A 25862-nucleotide genomic window follows, 5' to 3' on the forward strand; every position below is an offset into this window, starting at 1 on the left:
TATGAGAAAAATATTTACAATTATAGGTTTAATTCTTGCTCTAAATTGCCATGCGCAATTTGGAAAGAAGCCAATTATCAATCTAGAAAACTTTGACAAGCAAAGAATCCATTGGGGTTATTTTTTAGGATTCAATGCCTATGATTTTAAATTTGACTATAAAAATGCTGGAGAAGAAGTTCAGGTAAAAGGAACAACTGGTTTCAACGTTGGACTAGTCGGAGATTTACGTCTTCATGAATATCTAAACCTTCGATTTGAACCTGGATTGTATTACACACAACGTGACTTATTATTCCCAAATATTGCAGATCCCGTTGATGCATTACGTCAGGTAAAATCAACTTACCTACACTTTCCATTATTACTTAAGATTTCTTCTTTACGCACAGGAAACATAAGACCTTATCTTGTAGGTGGTTTTTCAACATCTATGAACTTATCCAGTAATTCTGATTCTAAAGATGATAACGTGAGTAATCGTTTCAGAATGAACAAATGGACCAATAACTATGAGCTTGGTATTGGAATCGATCTTTATTTTGAATACTTCAAATTCTCCCCTTCTATCCGTGGAGTATTTGGATTGAATGACGAATTAATTCGCGACAATGACCCTAACAGTCAATGGACCAGCAATATTGGATCTATGAAAACAAGAGGTGTTTTTGTAAATTTCACTTTCCATTAATTTCGTCTAAACTCACTCAGAATAATAGCTGTGGCTGTAGCAACATTCAAACTTTCCGTTTGTTGTAAATCACCAAACCTTGGAATCGTTAAGCGGTGCGAAATTAAATCTTCCACACTTTTTGAAATTCCATTAGCTTCATTACCCATTATAATAATTCCTTCAGAAGGTAATTTTTGTTGGTATATTGAATCCCCATCCATGAATGTTCCAAAAACAGGTAATTGAGTTGTTTTCAAAAAATCATTCAAATCAACGGCTGTAACATTCACCCTAGCAATAGAACCCATGGTTGCCTGAACCACTTTAGGATTATAAATATCGACCGTTTGCTCAGAACAAACGATTTGCTTGATACCAAACCAATCACACAATCGCATAATCGTTCCCATATTACCAGGATCACGAATATCATCTAAGGCAATAATTAAGCCTTCTTGTGCAATTGTTTCCTTCTTCACAGGGATTTTAAAAACAGCCAAACAATTATTTGCAGTAGTCAAAGCCGTAATCTTTTTCAATGAAGCATCATCAGTCAAATTCCTTTTAGGAGCGGGAACTTCCAAAAAAATATCTTCGGTTACAAACAATAGTTCTAATTCAAAATTGAATTCTAATAATTCTTGAATTACTTTTGCACCTTCGGCAATAAATAAACCTTGTTGTTTTCTATATTTTTTTTGCTGTAAACTCGTTATAAGTTTTATTTGATTTTTACTAACCATAGAAAAAATGTACTTTTGAATTAAATATTCGACTATCCTTTGAAAAAGAATCTAGCAAAAATATCATTATTTATTCTATTTGGAGTAATTATCTACTCTTGTAATAGCGTAAAACGTGTTCCTAATGGAAAACACCTACTGACAAAAAACACTATTTCAGTCAATGGAGTAGTCTCTAAAGACGAAACAAATAGTAATCAATTATACCAACATCCCAATAGTACATTACTAGGATATCGTTTGCGTTTAGGCTTATATAACCTTGCCAAACCTAATCCTGATTCTTCCTACAATGCTTGGTTAGAGAAAAATCCGGGTTGGCATAAAACCTTAACTGGTTTATTATCAGAAAAACAAGTGGAGCGTCTTGGACAATCATTCGTAGTATCTGGTTTTAGTAATTTCTTAAAGAAAACAGGAGAGCCACCTATAATAGTAGATCAAGCACGTGCAAAAAAATCTATCAATCGATTAAAAGCGTATTATTTCAACACGGGGTATTTCAATGTAAAAACTAGTTTTAAAATTGATACGCTTCCGAATAAAAAAGCGATGATTAATTATGACATCATAACGGGTAATCCTTATATCGTCGATTCAATTGCTACTAGAATAAGTACACCAGAGCTAGATTCATTATACGAAAAGACAAAATCGGCTACCTTAATTAAGAAAGGGCAGAAATATGAAACTGCAAATTTCGATAAGGAAAGAGATCGAATTACGACCAATTTCAGAAACAGAGGGGTTTATTATTTCCAACAGAATAATGTTACCTATGATATTGATACTGTAAACACAAATTATAAGGCAAACGTACAATTAATCATTAGTGATCGTTCCATCCGTGAAGGAGATTCTACTGTAAAAAAGCCTTTTAAAATATATAAGATTAGTGAAGTAAACATCTTTACCAATAATACGGGCACCGACAAGAAAACAAACATTGCTGATAGTATTACCTACAATGATTTTAATCTCTATAGCACCAATAAACTCAACTATAGACCCAAGGCAATTACGGATGCCATCTTCATTAACAAAGGTTCTACCTATAGTGATTTCAGAAAGGCGTTAACGTATCGTTATTTAAATAATCTTAGAATTTTCAACTACCCTTCTATACAGTATGTAGAAGATCCTAGAGATAGTACAGCCACAAGTTTAATTGCCAATATCGTTTTAACGCCTCGAAAGAAATATAGTTTTGGAGCCAGTCTAGACGTCACACATTCTAATATTCAGGATTTCGGAATTGCAGGAACGATGTCTCTTTCCATTCGTAACATTTTTAGAGGAGCAGAAACCTTAGAAATTGCAGCTCGAGGAAACATTGGTTCTTCACGCGATTTAGCTAATCCAAATGGCGTATTCTTCAACATTTCAGAATATGGAGCCGATATTAAATTAAATTTCCCTCGAATCTTTTTACCTTTTAATACGGAACGAATTATTCCTAAAACAATGATTCCATCTACCATAATGAGTTTTGGTATTGCTAAACAGCAAAATATTGGTTTGGACAAAGAAAGCTTCACGGGTATCATTAATTACAATTGGAATCCAAAGAGAAATGTAACAACCCGTTTTGATTTAATCAATATTCAATACGTACGTAACGTAAATATTGCCAACTATTTTAATGTATATGGATCATCTTATAATCGATTAAATAACTTAGCAAAAGAATACAACTATTTACCACAAGGTCAAGACTTGATTATTGAAAGTGGAACCACAGAGTTTATCGTTGATGCCTTGAATGGAGATACACCTATTGTACAAAACTCTCCTGATTACAGAACGATTCGTAGTATAGAAGAACGAAGAAAAAGATTAACTGAGAACAACCTTATTTTTGCTTCAAACTTCACGTATACAAAATCTACAAAAAAGGATTTATACGACAATGACTTTCATATTTTCAAGACTAAGATAGAAACTGCTGGAAACTTTCTTTCATTGATGTCTAAGTTATCGAACAAGCCACAATCTGAAGATGGAAAAAGTACTATTTTTAATGTGGAGTACTCTCAGTATGTAAAAACAGAGGTTGATTTTATAAAACACTGGGATTTGGGTAGAAGTCAAGTATTTGCAGTACGTGGATTCGCAGGTATTGCTATACCGTATGGAAATTCATCAAACATCCCTTTCTCTCGTAGTTATTTTGCCGGTGGTTCGAATGACATTAGAGCATGGCAATCGTATAGTTTAGGACCAGGAAGCAGTGGAGGAATCAATGATTTTAATGAAGCGAATTTAAAAATAACGATGAGTTCTGAATTCCGATTCAAGCTTTTCGGTAAACTAAATAGTGCGATATTTGTAGATGCTGGTAACATCTGGAATGTATTTGATGATATCGAAGAAGAAACCTTTACCTTTAACGGAATTAGTTCACTTAAAGAAATAGCAGTAGGGACAGGAATAGGATTCCGCTACGATTTAAACTTTTTTGTAATTCGATTAGACTTTGGTTTCAAGACCTATGATCCTGCAAGAGAAGAAGGCGGACGTTGGTTCAAAGGATATAACTTTAGCAAGCAAGTGCTAAATGTTGGAATTAATTACCCATTCTAAACAGATAAATTATTATTTTTGTAACCTTAATTTAAATTATTAATACAATGGCTCATAATATTAAACCTGGAGTTGCTACTGGCGATCAAGTTCAAGAAATCTTCAAATATGCAAAAGAGAAAGGTTTTGCATTACCAGCTGTGAATGTTACTGGTTCAAACACTATTAATGCAGTTCTTGAAACAGCTGCTAAAGTTAAGGCTCCTGTAATTATTCAATTTTCAAATGGTGGTTGTCTTTTCAATGCTGGAAAAGGATTGTCAAATGAAAATCAAAGAGCAGCTATTGCTGGTGGTGTAGCGGGAGCAAAACATATTCATACGCTTGCAGAAGCTTATGGAGCAACCGTAATTTTACATACAGACCATTGTGCTAAAAATTTATTGCCATGGATTGATGGTCTTTTGGATGCTAGTGAAAAATATTTTGCTGAAACAGGAAAACCATTATTCAGTTCTCACATGATTGATTTATCTGAAGAGCCTATTACTGAAAACTTAGAGATTTCTAAACGTTATTTAGAAAGAATGAGTAAAATGGGAATGACTTTGGAAATTGAATTAGGAATCACTGGTGGTGAAGAAGATGGTGTTGACAATTCAAATGTTGACAGTTCTAAATTATACACACAACCAGAGGAAGTGGCTTATGCTTACGAGGAATTATTAAAAGTAAGTGACAAATTTACTATTGCTGCAGCTTTTGGAAACGTTCATGGAGTTTACAAACCAGGAAACGTAAAATTGACTCCAAAAATCTTGAAAAATTCGCAAGATTATGTACAACAAAAATTCAACACAGAGCACAACCCTGTTGACTTCGTATTCCACGGAGGATCTGGTTCTACATTAGAAGAAATCAGAGAAGCTATTGGATATGGTGTTATAAAAATGAATATCGATACAGACTTACAATTCGCTTTCACTGAAGGAATCCGTGATTACATGGTGAACAATATTGAATACCTAAGAACACAGATTGGAAATCCAGAAGGTGCTGAGCAACCAAATAAAAAATATTACGATCCAAGAAAATGGGCTCGTGAAGGAGAGCTTACTTTTATCGCAAGATTAGAGCAAGCATTTGCAGATTTAAACAACATTAATACATTGTAAATTTTTGGATAGCTGTTATAGAATATAGCCTATTATTTTCTATAGCACACACTACCCAACACCACACTAATACCCAATAATTATGGCTTGGTTTAAAAGAACAGAAAAAGGAATTCAAACCGCAACCGAAGATAAAAAAGACGTTCCAAAAGGACTTTGGTATAAATCTCCTACTGGAAAAGTAATAGATGCTGCTGAATTAGCACGAAACTATTATGTAAGTCCAGAAGATGGATACCATGTAAGAATTGGTAGTCAGGAATATTTTGAAATCTTATTCGATAACAATGAGTTTAAAGAATTAGATAAAAATATGACTTCTAAAGACCCTTTAAAATTCGTTGATACTAAAAAGTATTCTGACCGTTTGAAGGATGCAATGGAGAAAACAAAACTAAAAGACGCTGTACGTACAGGAGTTGGAAAATCTAAAGGAAAAGACCTTGTTGTATGTTGTATGGATTTTGCCTTTATTGGTGGATCTATGGGAGCTGTAGTAGGGGAAAAAATTGCTAGAGGAATTGATTATTCTATCAAAAACAAAATTCCTTTTGTAATGATTTCTAAATCAGGTGGTGCACGTATGATGGAAGCGGCTTATTCTTTAATGCAATTAGCAAAAACATCGGCAAAATTAGCACAATTGGCTGATGCACAGATTCCATATATTTCATTATGTACTGACCCTACAACGGGTGGAACAACAGCTTCTTACGCAATGTTAGGAGATGTTAACATCTCTGAACCAGGAGCATTAATTGGTTTTGCCGGACCTCGTGTTGTAAAAGATACTACCGGAAAAGATTTACCAGATGGTTTCCAAACTGCAGAGTTCGTTTTAGAACACGGTTTCTTAGATTTCATTACACCAAGAAAAGAATTGAAAGATAAAATCAACTTGTATTTAGATCTTATTCTAAATCAAAAAGTAAGATAAAACTAAAAAGAGGCTATTGAAATTCAATAGCCTCTTTTTTATTGCGATTTAAGAACATTTCCTTTTTTATCAATCTGTACTCCTTCTCCATTCAACTGTACTTCTGCTGTACCATCTCTAAACTCATGAGCATAATCATATTTTGGTGGAATTACAATTTTTCCTTTGGCATTAACGTAACCCCATGTGCCTCCTCCCCAAAACCAATGTTCACCACCTGAATCCATTACTTTTTCTCCTCCAACGCTAAAAGCAGCTAAACCTTCGGAAAAATAAAAGGCAAAATCAAATTGTGCTGGAATTACCTTCTCTCCTTTTTCATTTGCAAAACCTATTTTATTATTTTCTACATACCGAAATAAGCCCTCCACTGTGTAATCAGGTCCATTATCATATATAAAAGGTTCAAGCAATACCTTTTCTTGTTTATCGATCATCACCCATTTATTATTACTCAAAACGAATGCAGCAGTATGAAGCGTATCTGTACCGATTATAATGTACTTAGCGACTATCTTTATCTCTCCTGCTCTATTTTTATATCCGTATAATTCATTTCCTGACAAGGAATCAATATAAGAGATCCAATAATCCTCTTTCTGACTTTGTGCCGACAGTATGAAGGTGCATAAAAACAAACTCCATATCATAGCTCTTATTATCCCATTAGTCCATTTCATTATATCATTTTTATATTCCTACATTCCTGTTCTAATTGCTTCCACTGGATCTAATTTTGAAGCGGATATTGCTGGCAATATCCCTGATATCAAACCAATAAAGGCCGCCAAAGAAATTCCAATAATGATATTCCCAACACCCAATACGAAATCAAATTCAAACACTTGAGTTACAATAACAGAAATACCCCAAACAAACAACAATCCAACTATTCCACCAATAACACATAATATAATAGCTTCAAACAAAAACTGAAATAATATAAATCGGTTTTTTGCTCCTAGTGATTTTTGAATACCAATCAGATTGGTACGTTCCTTGACCGAAACAAACATAATATTAGCAATACCAAATCCTCCAACGAGCAAGGAAAATCCACTGATAATCCATCCCATCATATTCATCTGTACAATAATCCCATCGATTAAATCCGTAAAACCTGATAACACATTAATAAAGAAATTATCAATCTGTTCTGTTTTCATTCCTCTAAAGTTTCTGAGTTTTTGCGTGAGTTCGCCTTTAAAAGCATCCATATCAATACCTTTTTTAGGCTTTATCATTATTGCAGGAGTCAGCATATCACTATTATCTCCATACAATTTTCTTAAAAAGTTTACAGGCAAAAAGGCAGTGGTGTCATTACTATCACCAAACATTCCTGCTCCTTGTTTTTTCAATACCCCAATAACAGTAAATCGCTGACCGTATAATCTTATTTTTTTTCCAATAGGATCTGTTTGTTCAAAAAGGCCATTGGCCACTTCATAACCCAATACAATCAATGGTGTACCCGAATTTGATTCTGATTCATTAAAGAAGCGTCCTTTTTCAAGTTCTAATGCTTGTATATCTTGATATTCAAATGTCGTAGGAACAATTTTTACAGAGCTTACCGTTTTTGTTTCATATTTTATATTTTCAGATCGAGTAAACAATTGAAAAGTCAATTTATCTGCATCTGATAAATTTCTTCTTAAATATTGATACTCTTCATAAGTCACATCTGGAAATTGCTCCCTCTTCCATTGTGGAATATCCGAAGGACCAAAAGAAAAACGCATCAAATAAATTGTGTTTTTATCCAAACTACTCAAGTCTTTCTTAATTTTTCGATCTAGAGAATCTACCGCTGCAAGCACAGCAATAATAGAGAATATACCAATGGTAACTCCTAACAACGACAATAATGTACGAAGCTTATTATTTCGCAAAGCATTCCACGCAAATCCTAAACTCTCTTTCAATAACCGAAGATAAACAACCATAAAGCTATTTTTGAATAATGGTAAAATTCAACAAAAATTTAGCAAAAACCTACAATTGAATCACGAATTATTAAGCCTTAATTCTAATTATTCTAAAAAACAATCCATTTCTACATTCTGTCTTAAATTCAACATAAAAAGACACTCTACTTTAGCTTCAAAAAGCTCCATTCCTAAATTCATTACGTTTACACTATTTCACTTCATTTTACCTGCTCTTTTTGTTAAAAACAAATTTAGTCGACATCAATTTATCGCTTAATCCAAAACAACCTTGTTTATGCATTTGCACCCAATATCCACTATCAAAAAACAGTGAATATTACTGCTAAAAATGGCATTATACACTTTTCAAAAAAAAGATGTATTAAACGCTGCTATTTAAACAATTACTTTAAAAAAGACTTTGAATGTTAAAGTCGAAATAACTACTTTTGCATTTTAATTCAAACAACACAATGAACACAACTAAAACAATCAAATCAGCATTAATTTCTGTTTTTTCTAAAGATGGTTTAGAGCCTATCGTTAGAAAACTACATGAACAAAATGTTATTATTTATTCCACTGGAGGTACAGAGCAATTTATTAATGACTTGGGCATACCCGTTGTTCCTGTAGAAGATGTAACTTCATACCCTTCAATTTTAGGAGGTCGAGTAAAAACTTTACATCCAAAAGTATTTGGAGGAATCTTAAACCGTCAGGATCATGAAGGTGATATTCAACAAATGCAGGAATATAATATCCCACAGATTGATTTAGTTATTGTTGATTTATATCCTTTTGAAAAAACAGTTTCATCTGGTGCTTCAGAAGCTGATATTATTGAAAAAATTGACATTGGTGGTATCTCATTAATCCGAGCTGCTGCAAAAAACTTTAAAGACACCGTTTGTGTAGCTTCAGTAGACCAATACAGTTTGTTATTAGAAATGATTACAAATCAAAATGGAGCAACTACATTAAGCGATAGAAAATTATTAGCAACCAAAGCTTTTCATGTATCTTCTCATTACGATAGTGCCATCTTCAATTACTTCAATACTGATGAAACAATCTACAAAGAAAGTGTTGCTGGTGGTCAAATCCTACGTTACGGAGAAAACCCGCATCAAAAAGGATTTTTCTTTGGGGACTTTGATGCTATTTTCAAAAAAGTACACGGTAAAGAATTATCATACAACAATTTATTAGATGTTGATGCAGCTGTTAATTTGATGCAAGAATTTAAAAATGACGAACCAACATTCGCTATTTTAAAACACAACAATGCTTGTGGTATTGCCACAAGAAGCACAATGAAAGAAGCCTACCTTGATGCTTTAGCTGGTGACCCAACTTCTGCTTTTGGAGGTGTTCTAATTGCTAATGGTAAGATTGATGCAGAAACAGCAAAAGAAATAAATCAATTATTCTGTGAAGTTGTTATTGCTCCAGCTTATGATACAGAAGCAATTACGATTCTAGAAGAAAAGAAAAACAGAATCATTTTGGTACAAAACCAAATCGATTTACCGACTAAACAAGTACGAACTTGCTTGAATGGACTTTTAGTTCAAGATAAAGATAACATTACTGACAATAAAGAGCATTTAACAAACGTTACTACTACAGTACCCACTGACAAACAAATTGAGGATTTACTATTTGCTTCAAAAATTTGTAAACACACGAAGTCTAACACTATCGTTTTTGCCAAAGACAAACAACTCTTTGCATCAGGAACAGGTCAAACTTCTCGAGTAGATGCATTAAGACACGCAATTGAAAAAGCTAATTCATTTAATTTCGATTTAAACGGTGCGGTAATGGCAAGTGATGCTTTTTTCCCTTTTCCTGACTGTGTAGAAATTGCACATCATGCAGGAATTAGCGCTGTAATTCAGCCAGGTGGATCGATAAAAGACGAATTAAGTATTAATTATTGCAATGAAAATAAAGTTGCTATGGTATTTACTGGCGTACGTCATTTTAAACATTAATTTGATTAACTTTGCACGATATTAATATAAACATTTTAAACCCTTAAACGACTTATGGGATTTTTTGATTTCATGACCGAGGATATTGCGATAGACCTTGGTACCGCTAATACGCTAATCATTCACAATGACAAAGTTGTGATCGACAGTCCATCTATAGTTGCTCGTGATAGAGTATCCGGTAAAATAATTGCTGTTGGTAAAGAGGCCAACATGATGCAAGGTAAAACTCATGAAAACATAAAAACGATAAGGCCGCTGAAAGACGGTGTTATTGCCGACTTTGATGCATCTGAAAAGATGATCAGCATGTTTATAAAAAGTATTCCAGCATTAAAGAAAAAACTATTTACTCCTGCATTGCGTATGGTTGTTTGTATCCCTTCTGGTATTACCGAAGTGGAAATGAGAGCTGTAAAAGAGTCTTGTGAGCGTGTAAATGGTAAAGAAGTATATTTGATTCACGAACCAATGGCAGCTGCCATTGGTATCGGAATCGACATCATGCAACCAAAAGGTAATATGATTGTAGATATCGGAGGTGGTACAACAGAAATTGCTGTTATCGCTTTAGGTGGTATTGTATGTGACAAATCTGTAAAAATTGCAGGTGATGTTTTCACTAATGATATCGTTTACTATATGCGTACACAACACAATTTATTTGTTGGAGAAAGTACTGCTGAGAAAATCAAAATCACTATTGGTGCTGCCACTGAAGATTTAGAAACACCACCAGACGATATGTCTGTACAGGGTCGTGACTTGTTAACAGGAAAACCAAAACAAGTAGAAGTTTCATTCAGAGAAATTGCAAAAGCATTAGACAAATCTATCCAACGAATTGAAGATGCTGTAATGGAAACCTTGTCCCAAACACCACCAGAATTAGCTGCCGATATTTACAATACTGGTATTTATTTAGCAGGTGGAGGATCAATGTTAAGAGGTTTGGACAAGCGTATTTCTCAAAAAACAGATTTACCTGTTTACATTGCCGAAGATCCATTAAGAGCAGTAGTTCGTGGTACTGGGATGGCACTTAAGAACATTCAAAAATTCAAAAGTATTCTTATAAAATAATAGCATAGTTCATGCAGCAAATATTGAATTTTATTTTTAAAAACAGTAATAAGTTACTGTTTTTGCTGCTTTTGGGTACCTCATTAGTCCTAACAGTACAGTCACACTCTTATCACAGGAGTAAGGCCGTTAGTTCTGCTAATAGTTTAACGGGAACAGTATATACTCAAATTAATGCTGTAACGGAATACTTACGCTTAAAAGATCAAAACAATCAACTGGCTTTAGAAAATGCTCAATTGAGAAGCTTACTTTACAATAAGAAAGACTCCACTGATGTAATGACTAAAGACAGCCTTGTTGGTCCTGATAAAATCAAAGTTATCCAATCTAAAGTTATTCACAATTCGTATTCGGTTCCAGAAAACTACATCACAATCAAAGGTGGTGAAGCAGATGGTATTAAACCAGACATGGGCGTTATCAATAGCTTAGGGATTGTGGGGATTATTGAGAAAACATCTAAGAATTATTCTACCGTAATTAGTATATTGAACACTAAATCGCAGATTAATGCAAAAATTAAAAAGTCCAATCATTTTGGATCATTAGTTTGGAATGCAAAAAGTACTGGATTTGTTCAATTAATTGATGTACCAAGACTAGCTTCTGTACGCAAAGGAGATACTGTAGTTACGGGTGGAATTTCTGAAATTTTCCCTGAGAATATTCCAATTGGAACTATTGATAAAATATATATTGATAAGGAAACCAATTATTACACTCTAAATGTCCGATTGATTAATGACATGACGAGCATTGGGCATGTATATATCATTGAGAATAAAGATCGAAAAGAAATTATTGAACTTGAGAAAGAAACAGTAACACATGAATAATACTCTTATTCTAAATAGTATCCGGTTTGTTTTTTTACTAGCAGCCCAAGTTGTTATTTTCAATAACATTAATCTTCTGGGTTATGTTAATCCGTATCCGTATATATTATTCATCATTCTTTATCCAGTGAATGCTAACAAATCTGGATTATTACTTTCTAGTTTTGCCTTAGGTATCATCATGGATATGTTTTGTAATTCTGGTGGTGTGCATGCTACAGCTTGTGTGATACTCGCTTATATGCGCCCTATGTTTTTAAAATTTTCTTTTGGTATTAGTTATGAATATCAAACTGTAAAAATCAATGACAAGCTAACACCCGAACGGTTTTCATTCATTCTGATTTCAGTTATTACGCATCATATGATATTATTCTTATTAGAGATTTTTAGATTTAATTTAATATTAGATATCCTATTAAGAACCGTATTATCAACTATATTTACTGTTATACTCTGTATTGTAATTATTTATATTTTTAAGCCCACTAAAAGATGAGAAAATTAATGCTCCCTTCATTAGTATTAATTGCAACGCTATTGATTTTGGCAAGACTTTTCTTTCTACAGATTTTAGATGATTCTTTTAAAATTAAATCAGAGAATAATGCCATCAAAATCAAATATGATTATCCAGAAAGAGGATACATCTATGATAGAACGGGTAAATTATTAGTCGCAAATCAACCTTCTTACGATGTTATGGTAATTCCAAAAGATATCAAAAAAATTGATACTCTTAAATTTTGTGAATTACTAAATATCACCAAACCTGATTTTGATCGATTAATAGATAAGGCTAGAAAATGGAGTCCCCGTTTACCTTCTGTTTTTCTACCGCAATTGAATAAAAAGGAATATGCAGCCTTTCAGGAAAAAATCCGAAAATTTGAAGGGTTCTATATCCAAAAGAGATCGCTACGTGATTATCAAGTAAACGTTGCTGCCAATGTTTTTGGTTATATCACTCAGGTTACCGACAACAATATCAAAAACAATTCCTACTACAAAAGTGGCGATTTAATTGGTATGCAAGGGGTTGAGCAAACCTATGAAGAAGCATTACGTGGAGTAAAAGGGGTAAAATACATTCAACGTGATCGTTTCAACAGAGAAATAGGGGCATACAAGAATGGAATTTACGATACAATTGCAAAACAAGGTGAAGATATTAATCTAACACTGGATATTGAACTTCAAAAATACGGAGAAGCTTTAATGATTAATAAACGTGGTGGAATTGTGGCTATAGAACCTAAAACAGGGGAAATTCTAGCCTTAGTTACGGCTCCATCTTATGATCCAGCTATTCTTGTAGGGCGTGAACGTTCTAGAAATTACACTAAATTATACAATGACTCGATTGCAAAACCACTTTTTGATCGTGGTTTATTAGCCGAATATCCTCCTGGATCTCCTTTCAAAATCTTAACCGGTTTAATTGGTCTTCAAGAAGAAGTTATTGATGAGAATACAACTTTCGTGTGTCACCATGGATTTAGTTATGGTAGAGGTGCGTTTATGAAATGTCACGATGCAGGTGCGTTTAACCTTCATCAGGGAATCTATAAATCTTGTAATACATATTTTGCAAACGTTTATAAAAAAACTATTGAGAAGTACCCAAAACCCGCTTATGGTGTGAATGCATGGAGTAGTCACTTAAAGAGTTTTGGCTTAGGTGAGTTTTTAGGCTATGATCTTCCTCCTGGAAGAAAAGGTCATATTCCAACATCAAAATTCTATGACCGTTATTACCCTAATGGTGGATGGAGAAGTACAACAATCATCTCTAACTCCATTGGGCAAGGTGAGGTATTGATGACACCTATTCAATTAGCCAATATGATGGCAACTGTAGCGAATGAAGGTTATTACTTCACCCCTCACATCATCAAAAAAATTGAAGGTCATACTATTGATAAAAAATTCACAACGAAACATACTACTACCGTAGACAAACAGTACTTTAAACCTGTTATTTCAGGTTTATTTGATGTGTATAACATTGGTACCGCCTCTCGCTTAAAAGTAGAAGGAATTGATATTTGTGGTAAAACAGGAACTGCTGAGAACTTCACGAAGATTAATGGTAAAAGAACACAGCTTACTGACCACTCTATATTTGTTGCCTTCGCACCAAAAGACGATCCAAAAATCGCTATTGCAGTTTTTGTAGACAATGGATATTGGGGAGCACGTTGGGCAGGGCCTATTGCTAGTTTAATGATTGAAAAATACCTAAAAGGTACTATTACAAGAACCGACTTAGAAAAAAGAATGTTTGAAGGTAGTCTTCAAAATGAATACGCTAAAGAAGTTAGTGGACAACCTTTTTCTATAAACAAATAAATACATGAAAAATCAAAGTGTAACGAACAATATCGACTGGATATCTATACTCATTTATATTACTTTAGTAATATTAGGATGGGTTAATATCTATTCTGCTTCGCTACCATTAGAACAAACTTCTGTATTTGATTTTTCACAGATTTATGGAAAACAACTGATTTTAATTATCCTTTGTATTCCATTAGTCTTCTTCATTTTAGCGCTTGACGGAAAATTTTACGAACGCTTTGCCAGTGTAATCTATGGTGTAGCACTAGTAGCACTAGCTGGTTTATTTATATTTGGTAAAACAATTAAAGGGCAGACAAACTGGTATGTATTTGGTAGTTTCAGTATACAACCTTCAGAGTTTGCCAAAGCAGCTACAGCGCTAGCGCTAGCAAAATATTTAAGTGATGTACAGGTCAACTTGTCAAAACTGAATGACCAAATAAAAGCATTTGTAGTAATCGGTCTTCCCATCTTATTGATCTTAGGTCAGCCCGATGCTGGTAGTGCTATGATCTTCTTTATTTTCGTATTCGTATTGTACCGAGAGGGATTGCCTATTTTTTATTTATGGGTTGGATTTATAGCCATACTATTGTTTATTGCCTCCCTGATTTTTGAACCTGTATTTATCATACTAGCGATACTTTTAATCACTTTGCTTGTTTATTTCAGAACAAGAAAACCTTTTAGAAATCCAATTCTAACCGTTATCTTATTTGTTGTAATGTCAGCCTTTGTATTCTCCGTAGATTATGTATTTGACCACTTACAGGCACATCAACAAGATCGTATTAACGTATTATTGGGCAAAAAAGTAGATTTAAAAGGAGCAGGATATAATACTAATCAATCTGAGATTGCTATTGGATCCGGTGGTTGGACGGGAAAAGGATTCCTAGAAGGAACACAAACGAAAGGAGATTTCGTCCCGGAACAACATACCGATTATATTTTCACAACAGTGGGAGAAGAATGGGGATTTGCAGGATCACTTGCTGTGATTGCATTATTTGTAACCTTAATTCTACGGATTATATACCTTGCCGAGAATCAGAAGACCAAATTTAGTCGTGTCTACGGCTACTGTGTTGCTTCGATACTCTTTATACACTTCGCTGTCAATATTGCCATGGTATCTGGTATATTCCCAACAATCGGAGTACCATTACCCTTCTTCTCCTATGGAGGATCTGGATTATGGGCGTTTACGATATTGTTGTTTATTTTTATAAAAATGGATGCAAATAAAGTAAATGAATGGTAGTTTATCTAAAACTCCATTCTTTATAATCTACAGCCTTTTCTAATCTATTTTCAATATCATCTGGTAATTCGGGAAAGAAATCTATTCCAGTCATTTTCTCTATAGAATCTACGCTAACAACAAATTCATATAAAGGCTTGTTACTGTCTTCATGAGGTACAAGAAAAGCAATCATCTTATACTTTCCATTATTCTCGTTTAGAAGCACCTTATAGAAGTAATTAGGCACCGCTACTTTCTCTCTACCAATCGTTTTTAAATCTTTGGATAAAACTCCACCAGTCACAACATAAACCCCATCATACTTTGAGGACCAATATCTGATTTTTTGCTCTAGTCTATTCCAAACACCAGCATTAAAGTTTGATAATTGAGGGGAAATATTGGACGTGTAAAAAGTTTCATCGTAAGTCGTTCTGGAATACTCTCTATCGGCAGCAGGACAAAGATGTCCTTTATCATACCCTGATTTTTTATAATTTCTCCAATCAGCCGATTCTGTTTTGACTTTAGGATCCTGAATAAAAAAGGGACGTTTATAATTGTTATTTTTCAGTTCTTCCTTTTTCAATTCGTAAGCAACCCATTCTGCTTGCTCATAATCTTCTGAATAGGACAAAGTATATCCTTCATGCTCTACAATCTGATTTGTCGTTGTAGTCGGCAGAAAACTAGCCATAGCACCATGGCTTTGTACAGGCTTCTCAGCACGAACTGTTATATTTTCTTTTTCATCTGCTTTCTGTTCTACAACTGGTGTATCTTTTGTTGTTTCACGTTTACAGTACAGACTTACCAAAGTCAAGACGGCTACCGCAATCGCAGCATATAATTTGACTTTATTATTTGTATTTGATTTTCCAGTTCTCAATAGAATAATTATTAAAATGATTACTATTTACTTTCGAAGAAATGTATTTTATGCTTTTACATCTAATGCATCTCTTAACGCATTACCTACCATCATAAAGGCTAATACTAAAAACATAATGGATAAACCTGGCACCATCGCTAAATATGGTTTTCCAAGAATAATATAACTATAATGATCTTTAATCATACTTCCCCAACTCGGAATAGGTGGTTGTGCACCCAACCCTAAAAAGCTCAAACCACTTTCTACTAATATCGCTGAAGCAAAATTGGCAGCAGAAATCACAATTATGGGCGCCATGATATTTGGAAGGATATGATTGAATATAATTCTGAAATTTGTAAATCCTAAAGCACGGGCTGCCGTAACAAACTGCATTTCTTTTAAGCTTATCACTTGTCCTCTTACTACTCTGGCTACTTCTACCCACATGGTTAATCCTACAGCTATAAATACTTGCCAGAATCCTTTCCCTAAAGTTAATGTAATCGCAATCACGAGCAATAGCGTAGGAATTGACCAAATCACATTCACCAACCACATGACTAGTGCATCTACTTTACCGCCATAGTATCCTCCAATTGCTCCTAATGTTATCCCTACCACTAATGATATAAAAACTGCCACAAAGCCTATTGCCAAAGAAACTCTTGAACCGACTAACATTCTGCTCAATAAGTCTCTCCCATATTTATCTGTTCCTAAATAGAAGTGTTGATTTTTTATGTATTTGGATGTTATAATTTCAGCATTTTCTGCTTTTGGGAAATTATTCAAACTTACTTGCTTCACTAGATTCAAACTTGCATCATCGGAATACTCAACGTACTCGATACTATCCTTTTTAATAGAGAAGTTTTTAATTGGAATTTCTGTCACCGAATTTGAATGTCCCGTGAAATACCCCATCAGCTTTTTCTTTTGCGGAATAGTATCGATGGGAATAGAAAGCATTTTGACTTCAAATCCAGGAGATTTTGAATGAATTGACAAATGCATTTGATTTGCATTTTCTGAACTATCAGGTGCTAAAACATAGGCTAGTAAAGAAATCAGTAGTAAAATCACTATAAAGCCAAAACTGAAAACGCCCCAGAAATTCTTTTTGAATTTCTGGAGCGCTAAACTTGTTAATGATTGTGATACTTTACTCATTAAGGCTTCACTGTAACTAATTTATCTTTTTTTATTATTTTATTTTTTGAAATTGAATTTGATTGTAAGTCATTCAATACATTTAATGCTTCATCTACATATACATCTTTCCCTAAACTCTCATGCCATCTGTCTCTCTTCTGAGCAAAAGTAGTATCTTTTTTCATTAATTCTACTTCATATGGTAAAGAAGTGAATGTCAAATTATTTTTATAATCTGAAACTGCTTTATATTTTTTAGATTCTGTTTCCACTTGATCTAATTCTGCTTTGAATTTTTGGAAATTTAAGCTATATAAATTTTCATCTTTACGCTTACTAATCCATTTTGCACTTTCATCTATTAGTTTAAACTGAGGATTTGATTCCATTCGTTTTTTACTATTTGAGATTGCTGAATTAAAATTACTTTGCTTGTCCCATGCTTTGTATGGTGCAGCATCGATTTTATCCCATGGCATTGCATTATCCAAATCACGTTCTCCTATTTCAATATAGGAATAACGGTCTGGCATCACTACATCACTAGAAACACCTTTTAATTGTGTTGATCCTCCATTGATTCTATAGAACTTTTGAGTGGTTGTTTTCAAGGCGCCTAAATCACCCAAAGCATTTCCTCTTACAAACTGATTTAAATCAATCACGTTTTGTACGGTTCCTTTACCATAGGTTTGTTTACTACCTAGTATTACTCCACGTTTGTAATCTTGAATTGCCGCTGCAAAAATTTCAGAAGCAGATGCTGAGAAATTATTAACCAAAACTACTAATGGTCCATCCCATTGTACTTTACTGTCTCTATCGTATAAAACTTCTTTTTTCTTTCCTGCGGATTTGATTTGAACAACTGGCCCTTCTTCAATAAATAAACCTGTGATATCAACTACCGTTTTTAAAGATCCTCCACCATTATCACGCATATCCATTATAATACCTTCAACACCTTGCTCTTTCAATCTTGAAATCTCTACAGCAATATCTTTCGCGGCATCACGGTTATTTTTATCTTCAAAATCAATATAGAATTTTGGTAAATAAATTATACCATATAATTTTCCATCTTTCTTCACCATGCTACTTTTTGCATAGGTTTCTTCCAATTCAACTACATCTCTAACAATTGAAATCACTTTAATTGTTCCATCAACTTTCTTAACGGTCAATCGGACTTCTGTTCCTTTTGGTCCTTTAATTTTCTTCACAACATCATCCAAACGCATTCCAATCACATCGATAGGTTCTTCTTTTCCTTGGGCTACTTTCATCACAACATCACCTTGCTCCAATTCTTTTCCTCTCCATGCTGGTCCACCAGAGATTAATTCAATGATTTCTGTAAAATCATTTTTCTTTTGTAAACGCGCTCCAATACCTTCCAATTTACCACTCATACTCACATCAAAACGTTCTTTCTCTTCTGGTGCGAAATAGAATGTATGTGGATCAAATCGTTCCGCAATGGCATTTATATATACTGTAAACCAATCATTACGGTTTAAATCGTTAATGAATCCAAAATAATCATTCAAAGATTTCAATGAGGTTTCTCTTGAATCTTTTTCAACTTCTTCGAATGTTTTTACTTTATAAGTCCCCGTTGAATCTGCTTTGCGTTTGTCTTCTTCTAACTTCATTTTATCTGTAATAGAAGATAAAACAGAAAGTTTTAATTGTTTACGCCATTTTTCGACCAACTCATCATGATTCTTTACATACGGTAATTTTTCATAATCCACATTGAAATCTTCATTAACAGTAAAGTCAAAAGGCTTGTCCAAAATGTCTTTATAAATCTTTTTAGATTCTTTCATTCTTTGGATTAAACGATCGTATGTTAAGTCAAAAAAGGTCAAATCTTTATTTAAGATTTGATCGTCAATTGAAGTTTCAAACTGTGCAAATTCATCGATATCCGATTGCAAGAAAAATCGTTTCGAAGGATCTAAACCTTTGATATAATCTTTATAGACTCCTTTTGAGAAAGTGTCATCAATAGGCACAGGATCGTAATGTCCACGCTGGATAACAAAGGTTAATAATTCTATTAAAAGTTTATCTTTCTCAGGGTCAATTTTAGGCTGTCTAGGCATAAAACTCCATAGAGCGGCAGAAAGAGCGACAACTACGAGTATTATTTTATAATTTCTTTTCATAAAATTTAAAATGGCATTCATCAATTTTTTAACTAAATTACAATAAAATTACTGTAGCAATAATAACGTGCGCATAATTTTTTGTTAAAGATACAAAATTAGGTTCTTGCCGTAAAAATTGCTTATTTTAGCGAAAGTAAAGAATTATATTTTTAAATTTCACTTTTTTAAGTTTTCCTAAACACTTAAAAAAAGTAGGCTTCAGTTTAGATCTAATACCGAACCTACATCCACCAGAAAATTAAAAACACCATAGTAAATTAAAACACCAAGAATGAAAAAAAGACCATTGATTTTAGTAACCAATGATGATGGAATATCGGCTCCGGGTATCAGAGCTTTAATTTCAGTAATGAAAGAAATTGGCGATGTTGTAGTTGTAGCTCCTGACAGTCCGCAATCGGCTATGGGACATGCCATCACCATCAATAGCACTCTTTATATTAATGAAATTTCAGTCGACAACGAGCATCTTAAAGAATACAGTTGTTCTGGAACTCCAGTTGATTGTGTAAAATTAGCCGTAAATGAAATCTTGAAGCGCAAGCCAAATCTTTGTGTATCAGGCGTTAATCATGGTTCAAATTCGTCGATAAACGTTATTTATTCTGGAACGATGAGTGCTGCTGTTGAAGCAGGTATCGAAGGAATTCCAGCCATTGGGTTTTCTCTTTTGGATTACAATTGGAATGCTGATTTTGAAGCTATTAAATCATTCATCAAAAAGATTACGCTTGAAGTTTTAGAGAATGGATTACCTGATGGAGTGGTCTTGAATGTCAATTTTCCAAAATTAAAAGAGGATGAAATTAAAGGTATTAAAGTTTGTCGTCAAGCAAAAGCCTCATGGGTAGAGCGATTTGACAAAAGAAAAACACCACATAACCGTGACTATTATTGGTTAACGGGAGAATTTGTCAATCAGGATCAAGGAGAAGATACAGATGAATGGGCTCTGGCACATGGGTATATATCGTTAGTACCTGTCCAATTTGATTTAACAGCGCATCATGTAATACAAAACCTTAACACCTGGAAACTAAATGAAAAAAACTGATTTATTAATAGGCTTTATTACTGGAATTATTGCAACAACTTTAGGCACTTTTTTATTCTTAGAATTTTTTACAGAATATGGATTTCTAAATGGGATTCAAATTATGAAGGGACAAGGCTATCTGGGTAAGATTATTACGCTGGGCGCAATTCTTAATTTAATTCTCTTTTTTATTTTTTTACAGAAAAAACAAGACATGAAAGCAAGAGGAGTTATATTATCTACTATAATATTAACTTTAGTTACCTTATTTTTGTAGATTATATAGAACGATCAAAATGAAATACTACATTATTGCTGGAGAAGCATCGGGTGATTTACATGGTTCAAACCTTATGAAAGCACTGTACAAAGAGGACCCAACGGCTGACATTCGCTTTTGGGGCGGTGATTTAATGCAAAATGTAGGTGGTACTTTAGTAAGACATTATAGAGATCTCGCTTTTATGGGATTTATTGAAGTGATTTTCAATCTGAAAACTATTTTAAGTAATATTAAAATCTGTAAAGCTGATATTGAGGAATTTCAACCTGATGTTATCATTTTCATTGATTATCCTGGTTTCAATATGCGCATTGCGAAATGGGCAAAGGAAAAAGGTATTGCTACTCATTATTATATTTCTCCTCAAATATGGGCGTGGAAAGAAAATAGAATTGCCGCCATCAAAAGAGATGTCGACAAGATGTATGTCATTCTTCCATTTGAAAAAGACTTCTATGAAGTAAAACATAATTTCCCTGTTGAATTTGTCGGGCATCCCTTAATCGATGCCATCCACAATCGTACGAAGGTGGATGACGATGTTTTCAAAAAAGATAACAACTTAAGTGATCTTCCGATTATTGCCTTATTGCCGGGAAGCAGAAAACAAGAAATTTCTAAAATGCTAACCATTATGCTTAGTGTTGTAGATGATTTTCCAGACTATCAATTTGTTATTGCAGGTGCTCCAAGTCAGGAATATTCTTTCTATGAGCAGTTTCTAAAAAATAAAAACATTCATTTTATCACCAATAGAACTTACGATTTATTGAGTGTTTCTACAGCAGCATTGGTTACCTCAGGGACAGCAACATTAGAAACGGCACTTTTTAAAGTACCGGAAGTAGTGTGTTATAAAGGAAGTTGGGCATCGTACCAAATTGCCAAAAGAATCATCACTTTAAAATATATTTCCTTAGTTAATCTGATTATGGATGAGGAGGTTGTCACAGAGTTAATTCAAAATGATTGTAATAAAAAAAGAATCAAAGCGGAATTGCAAAAAATCCTTTCGCCAGAATATCGTTCCCAACTTTTGGCTAAATATGAACTTTTAGAGCAAAAACTTGGTGGAGAAGGCGCCAGTGAGAAAACAGCAAAATTGATTTTGAAAAATATAAAATCAAACTAAAAATCATTTGTTTTCTCTTCTTTCTGATGGGTTCTATTTTCTAAAGAGAATGTTAAACTTCGTTGAGTTTTTACCGCTCTTTAGTAAATTACATCCGTAAAATATTTATATCCGATTTCTATTACTCATTTCATTGATATAGAAATCACTAGCGTTTTTTATTGAATTATCTTTTTTAGATACTATTTGCTTAAAGTAAACGTTCCAATTAATAGCATAAACCCAAAATACCAACACATGACTTTTAAAAACTTTCTTTACCTACTGCTCGTCACGATAACATTTGTAGCGTGTAAACCTACTTCAAATGTAATTACTTCAAAAAGAGAAGCTGAAAAGAAAGGAATCTACAAGACTTCAAATGATAGTAAATTGGTTATTGCTAAATCTAAAACAAATACCAATAAAACGGTAAAAAGCACCGATACTTCAAAGAGTACTAAAACATCGAAAGGCAAAAAGGGATTGATTAACGAGGAGAATGACGATGATTATGTTGCTAATACAGAAAATGAAAATTACTTAGCTTCTCAACTTATTAATACAGCTCTTGAATATAACGGTGTACGTTACAGAGGCGGAGGAACTACTTCTGCTGGAATGGATTGTTCTGGCTTAGTTTTTACAACCTTCAGTACTTTTGACATCAAGCTACCGCGTAGTTCTTATGAACAATCTCAAATAGGAGTAAAAATCAATGATGATGATGTTCAAAAAGGGGATTTAGTATTTTTTAAAACAAACCGTCGTAAAAGACAGATTAATCACGTAGGATTAGTAGTTGAAGTTAATGATGATGAAATCAAATTCATTCATGCTTCAGTACAACGTGGTGTTATTATTTCTTCAACGAAAGAACCTTATTACAAAAACTCTTACGTTCAAGCGAATAGAGTTCTACAACAATAAATTTCAATACATAATATAATAAATGTCCCAATATGGTTTACTACTGTATTGGGACATTTATTTTGCAGCACTATTGTTCTAATTTTTTCTAAATCTAGACTTCTACTTTTATTCTTTTACAGGTATTCCTTTCTACAAATAATTATTTTCCAGTATTTTAGGATACATGAAAGTATTGCAATTTCCATTAACTCGAATAACAGTTGTATTTATAGCAGGCGTTTTGTTTGCTTTTTATTATAAACTGACCATGGGAAATATTTTACCACTATTCCTATTATCCTGTACATTGTTCTATTTAGCCTATCTTATCTATCACAGGGATTTCTTCCAAAAGATTTATTTTGGACTAACAGCGTCTTTATTTGCCTTCTGCATTGGTTGTTCAACTCTTATACTACACACGGATCATAATAATCCGAAGCATTATATTCATTTTATTGATTTGGATAATGAGAAGCCTATTATAGAAGTTTCGATCTATGAACAGTTGAAGTCAAATGGAAATTATCAGAAGTACTATGCTTATATTAAAAGTATTAATCAAAAAAGAGTTACGGGTAAAATTCTTTTGAATGTACGTAAAGACAGCTTGAATACAATATTCTCTATCGGATCAAATTTGTTAGTCAATGCAACAATTCAAAAACATAAAGCACCACTCAACCCAAATCAGTTTGATTATGGTGCCTATTTAGAAAACAACTCCATCTCAGGTCAATTATACACGACGAAAGATGATATTAAAACTACAACAAAAATCGATAAAGGAATTTCTTTCTATGCTTCTAAGGTTCGCCACCGTATCATTAGTAATTTAAGCCATAATGGTTTTGACAAAGAGGCTTTATCCGTCGTAAAAGCATTGATTCTGGGTCAGAAACAAGATATATCACCCGAAGTCCTACGGGATTATCAATCGGCTGGTGCCGTACATATATTGGCCGTATCAGGACTGCATGTGGGGTTTTTGTTGTTATTCCTCAATTTTATTTTAAAAATACTTCCCGCTACTCCCGCTTCACAATGGATTAAACTAAGTATAATATTAATTACACTTTGGGCTTTTGCAATACTTACCGGGCTTTCAGCATCTGTGGTACGATCGGTTACAATGTTTTCTTTTATTGCAGTGGGAATGCATTTGAAACGCAGCATCGATATGTATCATGTACTATTGGTGTCCATGTTTTTCATACTTCTCTTCAAACCTCACTTCTTATTTGACATTGGTTTTCAACTTAGTTATACCGCTGTATTCTCTATTTTATGGTTACAGCCAACGTTTTCTAAATTCTGGAAACCTCAAAATATAGTATTACAATATTTCCGGGACATTCTTACAGTTTCCTTTGCCGCTCAAATTGGAACATTACCATTAACACTTTATTATTTCAATCAATTTTCGGGTTTATTTTTTATCAGCAATCTCTTTATCATTCCGCTTTTGAGTCTGCTCTTGCCCTTAGGCTTTGTCCTTTCCATTATGGCTGTCTTCAATGAGGTTTTTGATTTTCTCATTTATATATTAGAATGGAGTATTTCATTGCTCAATCACATTATTCACATGATTGCCTCTTATGATCAATTTGTCATTCAAAATATCCCTTTTAATACATCCATGCTTGTCCTCTCTTATCTTTTGATTGTAGTATTCGTTTTGTGGATAAAAAGGCCAACGTTTCAAAGATTATCCACAGGATTGATAATTCTTATCCTATTTCAAGTCCTATACATTCGCATACAGTGGTCGCAAAAAAGTCAACAGGAATGGATTGTCTATAATGTGACTAAAAAAACTTTAATCACTGAACGGAAAGGAAATAATATTACCGTATTCTATACAGATTCGATACCTCCAAAAGGGTTTCATGAAATGATTACCCAGCATTATGCGACAGCAAGTTTTGCTACAATCAACAATCAAAAGGTTCTTCAGAATGTTGCTTATTTTAATAATTTGAAAGTATTAATTATGGATCAAAGTGGCATTTACCCACCCAATGTTAATCCTGATGTGCTTTTACTCACTCAATCTCCTTCATTCAATCTAGAACGTGTCTTAAAAAAACTTTCTCCTCAAATGGTTGTAGCTGATGCGTCCAACTATAGAAGTTCTATTGCACTATGGAAAGAAACTTGTATAAAATTAAAAATCCCTTTTCATGCTACTGCTGAAAAGGGATTTTATAGTATTAAAGAATTGAACTAGCTTTTAAATTCATTTTTGAAGCTTGCTTGGTATTTCTCCCACAATTCTTTTGATGTTAATTCTTTGTGTTTGTCTTTTGCAAAAACTTTCAAATAAATTTCAATTTGAGTTGGAGTATAATATCCAACTAAAGGGAAAATATATTCTCCTTTTTCATCAAAGAAAACCATTGATGGATATCCATTTACTTTTAATGCTTGCGTTAAATCATGCATTGAGTTTCTTCCTGTTCTCTTAGCATCATAAGAAGGGTTTCCAAATTTTTTACCTTTGTATGTTACTTCTTGATTACCTTCTGCATTGAACTTTACTGCATAATAGTTTTTATTAATAAAGTCTGCAACATCCTTATTTTGAAAAGTATTTTTATCTAACATTTTACATGGTCCACACCAATCAGTGTAAACGTCCATAAAAATCTTTTTAGGTTTCTTTTCCTGCGCTTTTAAAGCTTCATCCAACGTCATCCATTTAATCTCTTGCGCTTGAACTGCAATTGACCCTAAAGCAATAAATAATGTTATTATTATATTTTTCATTTTGTTTTTTATTTTTTGATTATCAAAAATAACACCAAATGGTGTA

General features: G+C 33.4%; 22 protein-coding genes. 15 read left to right on the plus strand and 7 right to left on the minus strand.

The features are described 5' to 3' along the window. Nucleotide 1: 1 nt before the first annotated feature. Nucleotides 2-691, plus strand: a complete 690-nt coding sequence (gene porT / locus P6733_RS16430; RefSeq protein WP_306354042.1) for a type IX secretion/gliding motility protein PorT/SprT — start codon at nt 2-4, stop codon at nt 689-691. On the opposite strand, the gene P6733_RS16435 is transcribed toward porT, so the two are convergent. Then, the gene (locus P6733_RS16435; RefSeq protein WP_306354043.1) at nt 688-1416 is read right to left on the minus strand and encodes a TrmH family RNA methyltransferase; all 729 of its coding nucleotides are present in this window, start codon (nt 1414-1416) and stop codon (nt 688-690) included. The two genes, porT and P6733_RS16435, sit on opposite strands and share 4 nt — an antisense overlap. Before the next feature lie 39 nt (nt 1417-1455). On the opposite strand from P6733_RS16435, the gene tamL reads away from it, so the two are divergent. The 3 genes from tamL (at nt 1456) to accD (ending at nt 6051) form a co-directional block, all read left to right on the plus strand. After that, entirely contained in the window at nt 1456-3999 is a 2544-nt protein-coding gene (tamL, locus tag P6733_RS16440) for a translocation and assembly module lipoprotein TamL (protein ID WP_306354044.1), read from the plus strand. A gap of 47 nt (nt 4000-4046) precedes the next feature. Beyond that, the gene (gene fbaA, locus P6733_RS16445; protein WP_306354045.1) at nt 4047-5114 is read left to right on the plus strand and encodes a class II fructose-bisphosphate aldolase; all 1068 of its coding nucleotides are present in this window, start codon (nt 4047-4049) and stop codon (nt 5112-5114) included. Nucleotides 5115-5196: 82 nt separating this feature from the next. After that, the gene (gene accD / locus P6733_RS16450; protein ID WP_306354046.1) at nt 5197-6051 is read left to right on the plus strand and encodes an acetyl-CoA carboxylase, carboxyltransferase subunit beta; all 855 of its coding nucleotides are present in this window, start codon (nt 5197-5199) and stop codon (nt 6049-6051) included. 38 nt (nt 6052-6089) lie between these two features. On the opposite strand, the gene P6733_RS16455 is transcribed toward accD, so the two are convergent. Together P6733_RS16455 and P6733_RS16460 are read right to left on the minus strand one after the other, a co-directional pair. Then, entirely contained in the window at nt 6090-6731 is a 642-nt protein-coding gene (locus tag P6733_RS16455) for a WG repeat-containing protein (protein ID WP_306354047.1), read from the minus strand. An 18-nt stretch (nt 6732-6749) separates the two neighbouring features. After that, the gene (locus P6733_RS16460; RefSeq protein ID WP_306354048.1) at nt 6750-8000 is read right to left on the minus strand and encodes an ABC transporter permease; all 1251 of its coding nucleotides are present in this window, start codon (nt 7998-8000) and stop codon (nt 6750-6752) included. 458 nt (nt 8001-8458) lie between these two features. On the opposite strand from P6733_RS16460, the gene purH reads away from it, so the two are divergent. From purH to rodA, 6 genes are read left to right on the plus strand one after another with little or no spacing between them, the layout of a single operon-like run. Beyond that, nucleotides 8459-9985 (plus strand): bifunctional phosphoribosylaminoimidazolecarboxamide formyltransferase/IMP cyclohydrolase, encoded by a 1527-nt coding sequence (purH, locus tag P6733_RS16465; RefSeq protein ID WP_306354049.1) that lies wholly within the window; start codon nt 8459-8461, stop codon nt 9983-9985. 54 nt (nt 9986-10039) lie between these two features. Beyond that, nucleotides 10040-11068 (plus strand): rod shape-determining protein, encoded by a 1029-nt coding sequence (locus tag P6733_RS16470; protein ID WP_306354050.1) that lies wholly within the window; start codon nt 10040-10042, stop codon nt 11066-11068. An 11-nt stretch (nt 11069-11079) separates the two neighbouring features. After that, complete coding sequence (gene mreC / locus P6733_RS16475; protein ID WP_306354051.1) at nt 11080-11907, plus strand: rod shape-determining protein MreC; 828 nt, start codon at nt 11080-11082, stop codon at nt 11905-11907. Continuing rightward, a complete protein-coding gene (locus P6733_RS16480; RefSeq protein WP_306354052.1) occupies nt 11900-12406 on the plus strand; it encodes a rod shape-determining protein MreD in 507 nt (168 codons plus the stop codon). Before mreC ends, P6733_RS16480 begins: the two co-directional genes overlap by 8 nt. Beyond that, nucleotides 12403-14259, plus strand: coding sequence for a penicillin-binding protein 2 (mrdA, locus tag P6733_RS16485; RefSeq protein WP_306354053.1), 1857 nt, complete (start codon nt 12403-12405; stop codon nt 14257-14259). Before P6733_RS16480 ends, mrdA begins: the two co-directional genes overlap by 4 nt. A 4-nt stretch (nt 14260-14263) precedes the next feature. Then, the gene (rodA, locus tag P6733_RS16490) at nt 14264-15517 is read left to right on the plus strand and encodes a rod shape-determining protein RodA (RefSeq protein ID WP_306354054.1); all 1254 of its coding nucleotides are present in this window, start codon (nt 14264-14266) and stop codon (nt 15515-15517) included. A 1-nt stretch (nt 15518) separates the two neighbouring features. On the opposite strand, the gene P6733_RS16495 is transcribed toward rodA, so the two are convergent. The 3 genes from P6733_RS16495 to P6733_RS16505 form a co-directional block, all read right to left on the minus strand. Beyond that, nucleotides 15519-16196, minus strand: a complete 678-nt coding sequence (locus tag P6733_RS16495; protein WP_306354090.1) for a DNA/RNA non-specific endonuclease — start codon at nt 16194-16196, stop codon at nt 15519-15521. A gap of 240 nt (nt 16197-16436) precedes the next feature. Then, entirely contained in the window at nt 16437-17546 is a 1110-nt protein-coding gene (locus P6733_RS16500; protein ID WP_306354055.1) for an ABC transporter permease, read from the minus strand. Beyond that, the gene (locus P6733_RS16505; protein ID WP_306354056.1) at nt 17546-19723 is read right to left on the minus strand and encodes a carboxy terminal-processing peptidase; all 2178 of its coding nucleotides are present in this window, start codon (nt 19721-19723) and stop codon (nt 17546-17548) included. The genes P6733_RS16500 and P6733_RS16505 overlap by 1 nt, the downstream gene beginning before the upstream one ends. Before the next feature lie 253 nt (nt 19724-19976). Here P6733_RS16505 and surE point away from each other — a divergent pair, with 253 nt between their 5' ends. From surE to P6733_RS16530, 5 genes are all read left to right on the plus strand, one after another. Then, nucleotides 19977-20759, plus strand: a complete 783-nt coding sequence (gene surE, locus P6733_RS16510) for a 5'/3'-nucleotidase SurE (RefSeq protein WP_306354057.1) — start codon at nt 19977-19979, stop codon at nt 20757-20759. After that, nucleotides 20746-21018, plus strand: coding sequence for a hypothetical protein (locus P6733_RS16515; RefSeq protein ID WP_306354058.1), 273 nt, complete (start codon nt 20746-20748; stop codon nt 21016-21018). Before surE ends, P6733_RS16515 begins: the two co-directional genes overlap by 14 nt. Before the next feature lie 19 nt (nt 21019-21037). After that, complete coding sequence (lpxB, locus tag P6733_RS16520; protein WP_306354059.1) at nt 21038-22156, plus strand: lipid-A-disaccharide synthase; 1119 nt, start codon at nt 21038-21040, stop codon at nt 22154-22156. A 237-nt stretch (nt 22157-22393) separates the two neighbouring features. Next, a complete protein-coding gene (locus P6733_RS16525; RefSeq protein ID WP_306354060.1) occupies nt 22394-23065 on the plus strand; it encodes a C40 family peptidase in 672 nt (223 codons plus the stop codon). A 166-nt stretch (nt 23066-23231) separates the two neighbouring features. Continuing rightward, on the plus strand, nt 23232-25277 hold the full coding sequence (locus tag P6733_RS16530; protein WP_306354061.1) for a ComEC/Rec2 family competence protein: 2046 nt from the start codon (nt 23232-23234) through the stop codon (nt 25275-25277). Here the strand turns inward: P6733_RS16530 and P6733_RS16535 are convergent. Then, the gene (locus tag P6733_RS16535; RefSeq protein WP_306354062.1) at nt 25274-25816 is read right to left on the minus strand and encodes a thioredoxin family protein; all 543 of its coding nucleotides are present in this window, start codon (nt 25814-25816) and stop codon (nt 25274-25276) included. The two genes, P6733_RS16530 and P6733_RS16535, sit on opposite strands and share 4 nt — an antisense overlap. Nucleotides 25817-25862 lie beyond the last annotated feature (46 nt).

Source organism: Flavobacterium aerium (assembly GCF_030766725.1).
Classification (GTDB): Bacteria; Bacteroidota; Bacteroidia; order Flavobacteriales; family Flavobacteriaceae; genus Flavobacterium; species Flavobacterium aerium.

Excerpts from the sequence above, each read along its gene's own strand:
- surE (WP_306354057.1), top strand. The coding sequence starts at position 19,977 with ATGAAAAAAAGACCATTGATTTTAGTAACCAATGATGATGGAATATCG.
- P6733_RS16435 (WP_306354043.1), bottom strand. The coding sequence starts at position 1,416 with ATGGTTAGTAAAAATCAAATAAAACTTATAACGAGTTTACAGCAAAAA.
- P6733_RS16495 (WP_306354090.1), bottom strand. The coding sequence starts at position 16,196 with ATGGCTAGTTTTCTGCCGACTACAACGACAAATCAGATTGTAGAGCAT.
- P6733_RS16505 (WP_306354056.1), bottom strand. The coding sequence starts at position 19,723 with ATGAATGCCATTTTAAATTTTATGAAAAGAAATTATAAAATAATACTC.
- lpxB (WP_306354059.1), top strand. The coding sequence starts at position 21,038 with ATGAAATACTACATTATTGCTGGAGAAGCATCGGGTGATTTACATGGT.
- mrdA (WP_306354053.1), top strand. The coding sequence starts at position 12,403 with ATGAGAAAATTAATGCTCCCTTCATTAGTATTAATTGCAACGCTATTG.
- P6733_RS16455 (WP_306354047.1), bottom strand. The coding sequence starts at position 6,731 with ATGAAATGGACTAATGGGATAATAAGAGCTATGATATGGAGTTTGTTT.
- P6733_RS16525 (WP_306354060.1), top strand. The coding sequence starts at position 22,394 with ATGACTTTTAAAAACTTTCTTTACCTACTGCTCGTCACGATAACATTT.
- accD (WP_306354046.1), top strand. The coding sequence starts at position 5,197 with ATGGCTTGGTTTAAAAGAACAGAAAAAGGAATTCAAACCGCAACCGAA.
- P6733_RS16515 (WP_306354058.1), top strand. The coding sequence starts at position 20,746 with ATGAAAAAAACTGATTTATTAATAGGCTTTATTACTGGAATTATTGCA.
- purH (WP_306354049.1), top strand. The coding sequence starts at position 8,459 with ATGAACACAACTAAAACAATCAAATCAGCATTAATTTCTGTTTTTTCT.
- P6733_RS16500 (WP_306354055.1), bottom strand. The coding sequence starts at position 17,546 with ATGAGTAAAGTATCACAATCATTAACAAGTTTAGCGCTCCAGAAATTC.
- P6733_RS16470 (WP_306354050.1), top strand. The coding sequence starts at position 10,040 with ATGGGATTTTTTGATTTCATGACCGAGGATATTGCGATAGACCTTGGT.
- mreC (WP_306354051.1), top strand. The coding sequence starts at position 11,080 with ATGCAGCAAATATTGAATTTTATTTTTAAAAACAGTAATAAGTTACTG.
- P6733_RS16480 (WP_306354052.1), top strand. The coding sequence starts at position 11,900 with ATGAATAATACTCTTATTCTAAATAGTATCCGGTTTGTTTTTTTACTA.
- fbaA (WP_306354045.1), top strand. The coding sequence starts at position 4,047 with ATGGCTCATAATATTAAACCTGGAGTTGCTACTGGCGATCAAGTTCAA.
- porT (WP_306354042.1), top strand. The coding sequence starts at position 2 with ATGAGAAAAATATTTACAATTATAGGTTTAATTCTTGCTCTAAATTGC.
- rodA (WP_306354054.1), top strand. The coding sequence starts at position 14,264 with ATGAAAAATCAAAGTGTAACGAACAATATCGACTGGATATCTATACTC.
- P6733_RS16530 (WP_306354061.1), top strand. The coding sequence starts at position 23,232 with ATGAAAGTATTGCAATTTCCATTAACTCGAATAACAGTTGTATTTATA.
- P6733_RS16460 (WP_306354048.1), bottom strand. The coding sequence starts at position 8,000 with ATGGTTGTTTATCTTCGGTTATTGAAAGAGAGTTTAGGATTTGCGTGG.
- P6733_RS16535 (WP_306354062.1), bottom strand. The coding sequence starts at position 25,816 with ATGAAAAATATAATAATAACATTATTTATTGCTTTAGGGTCAATTGCA.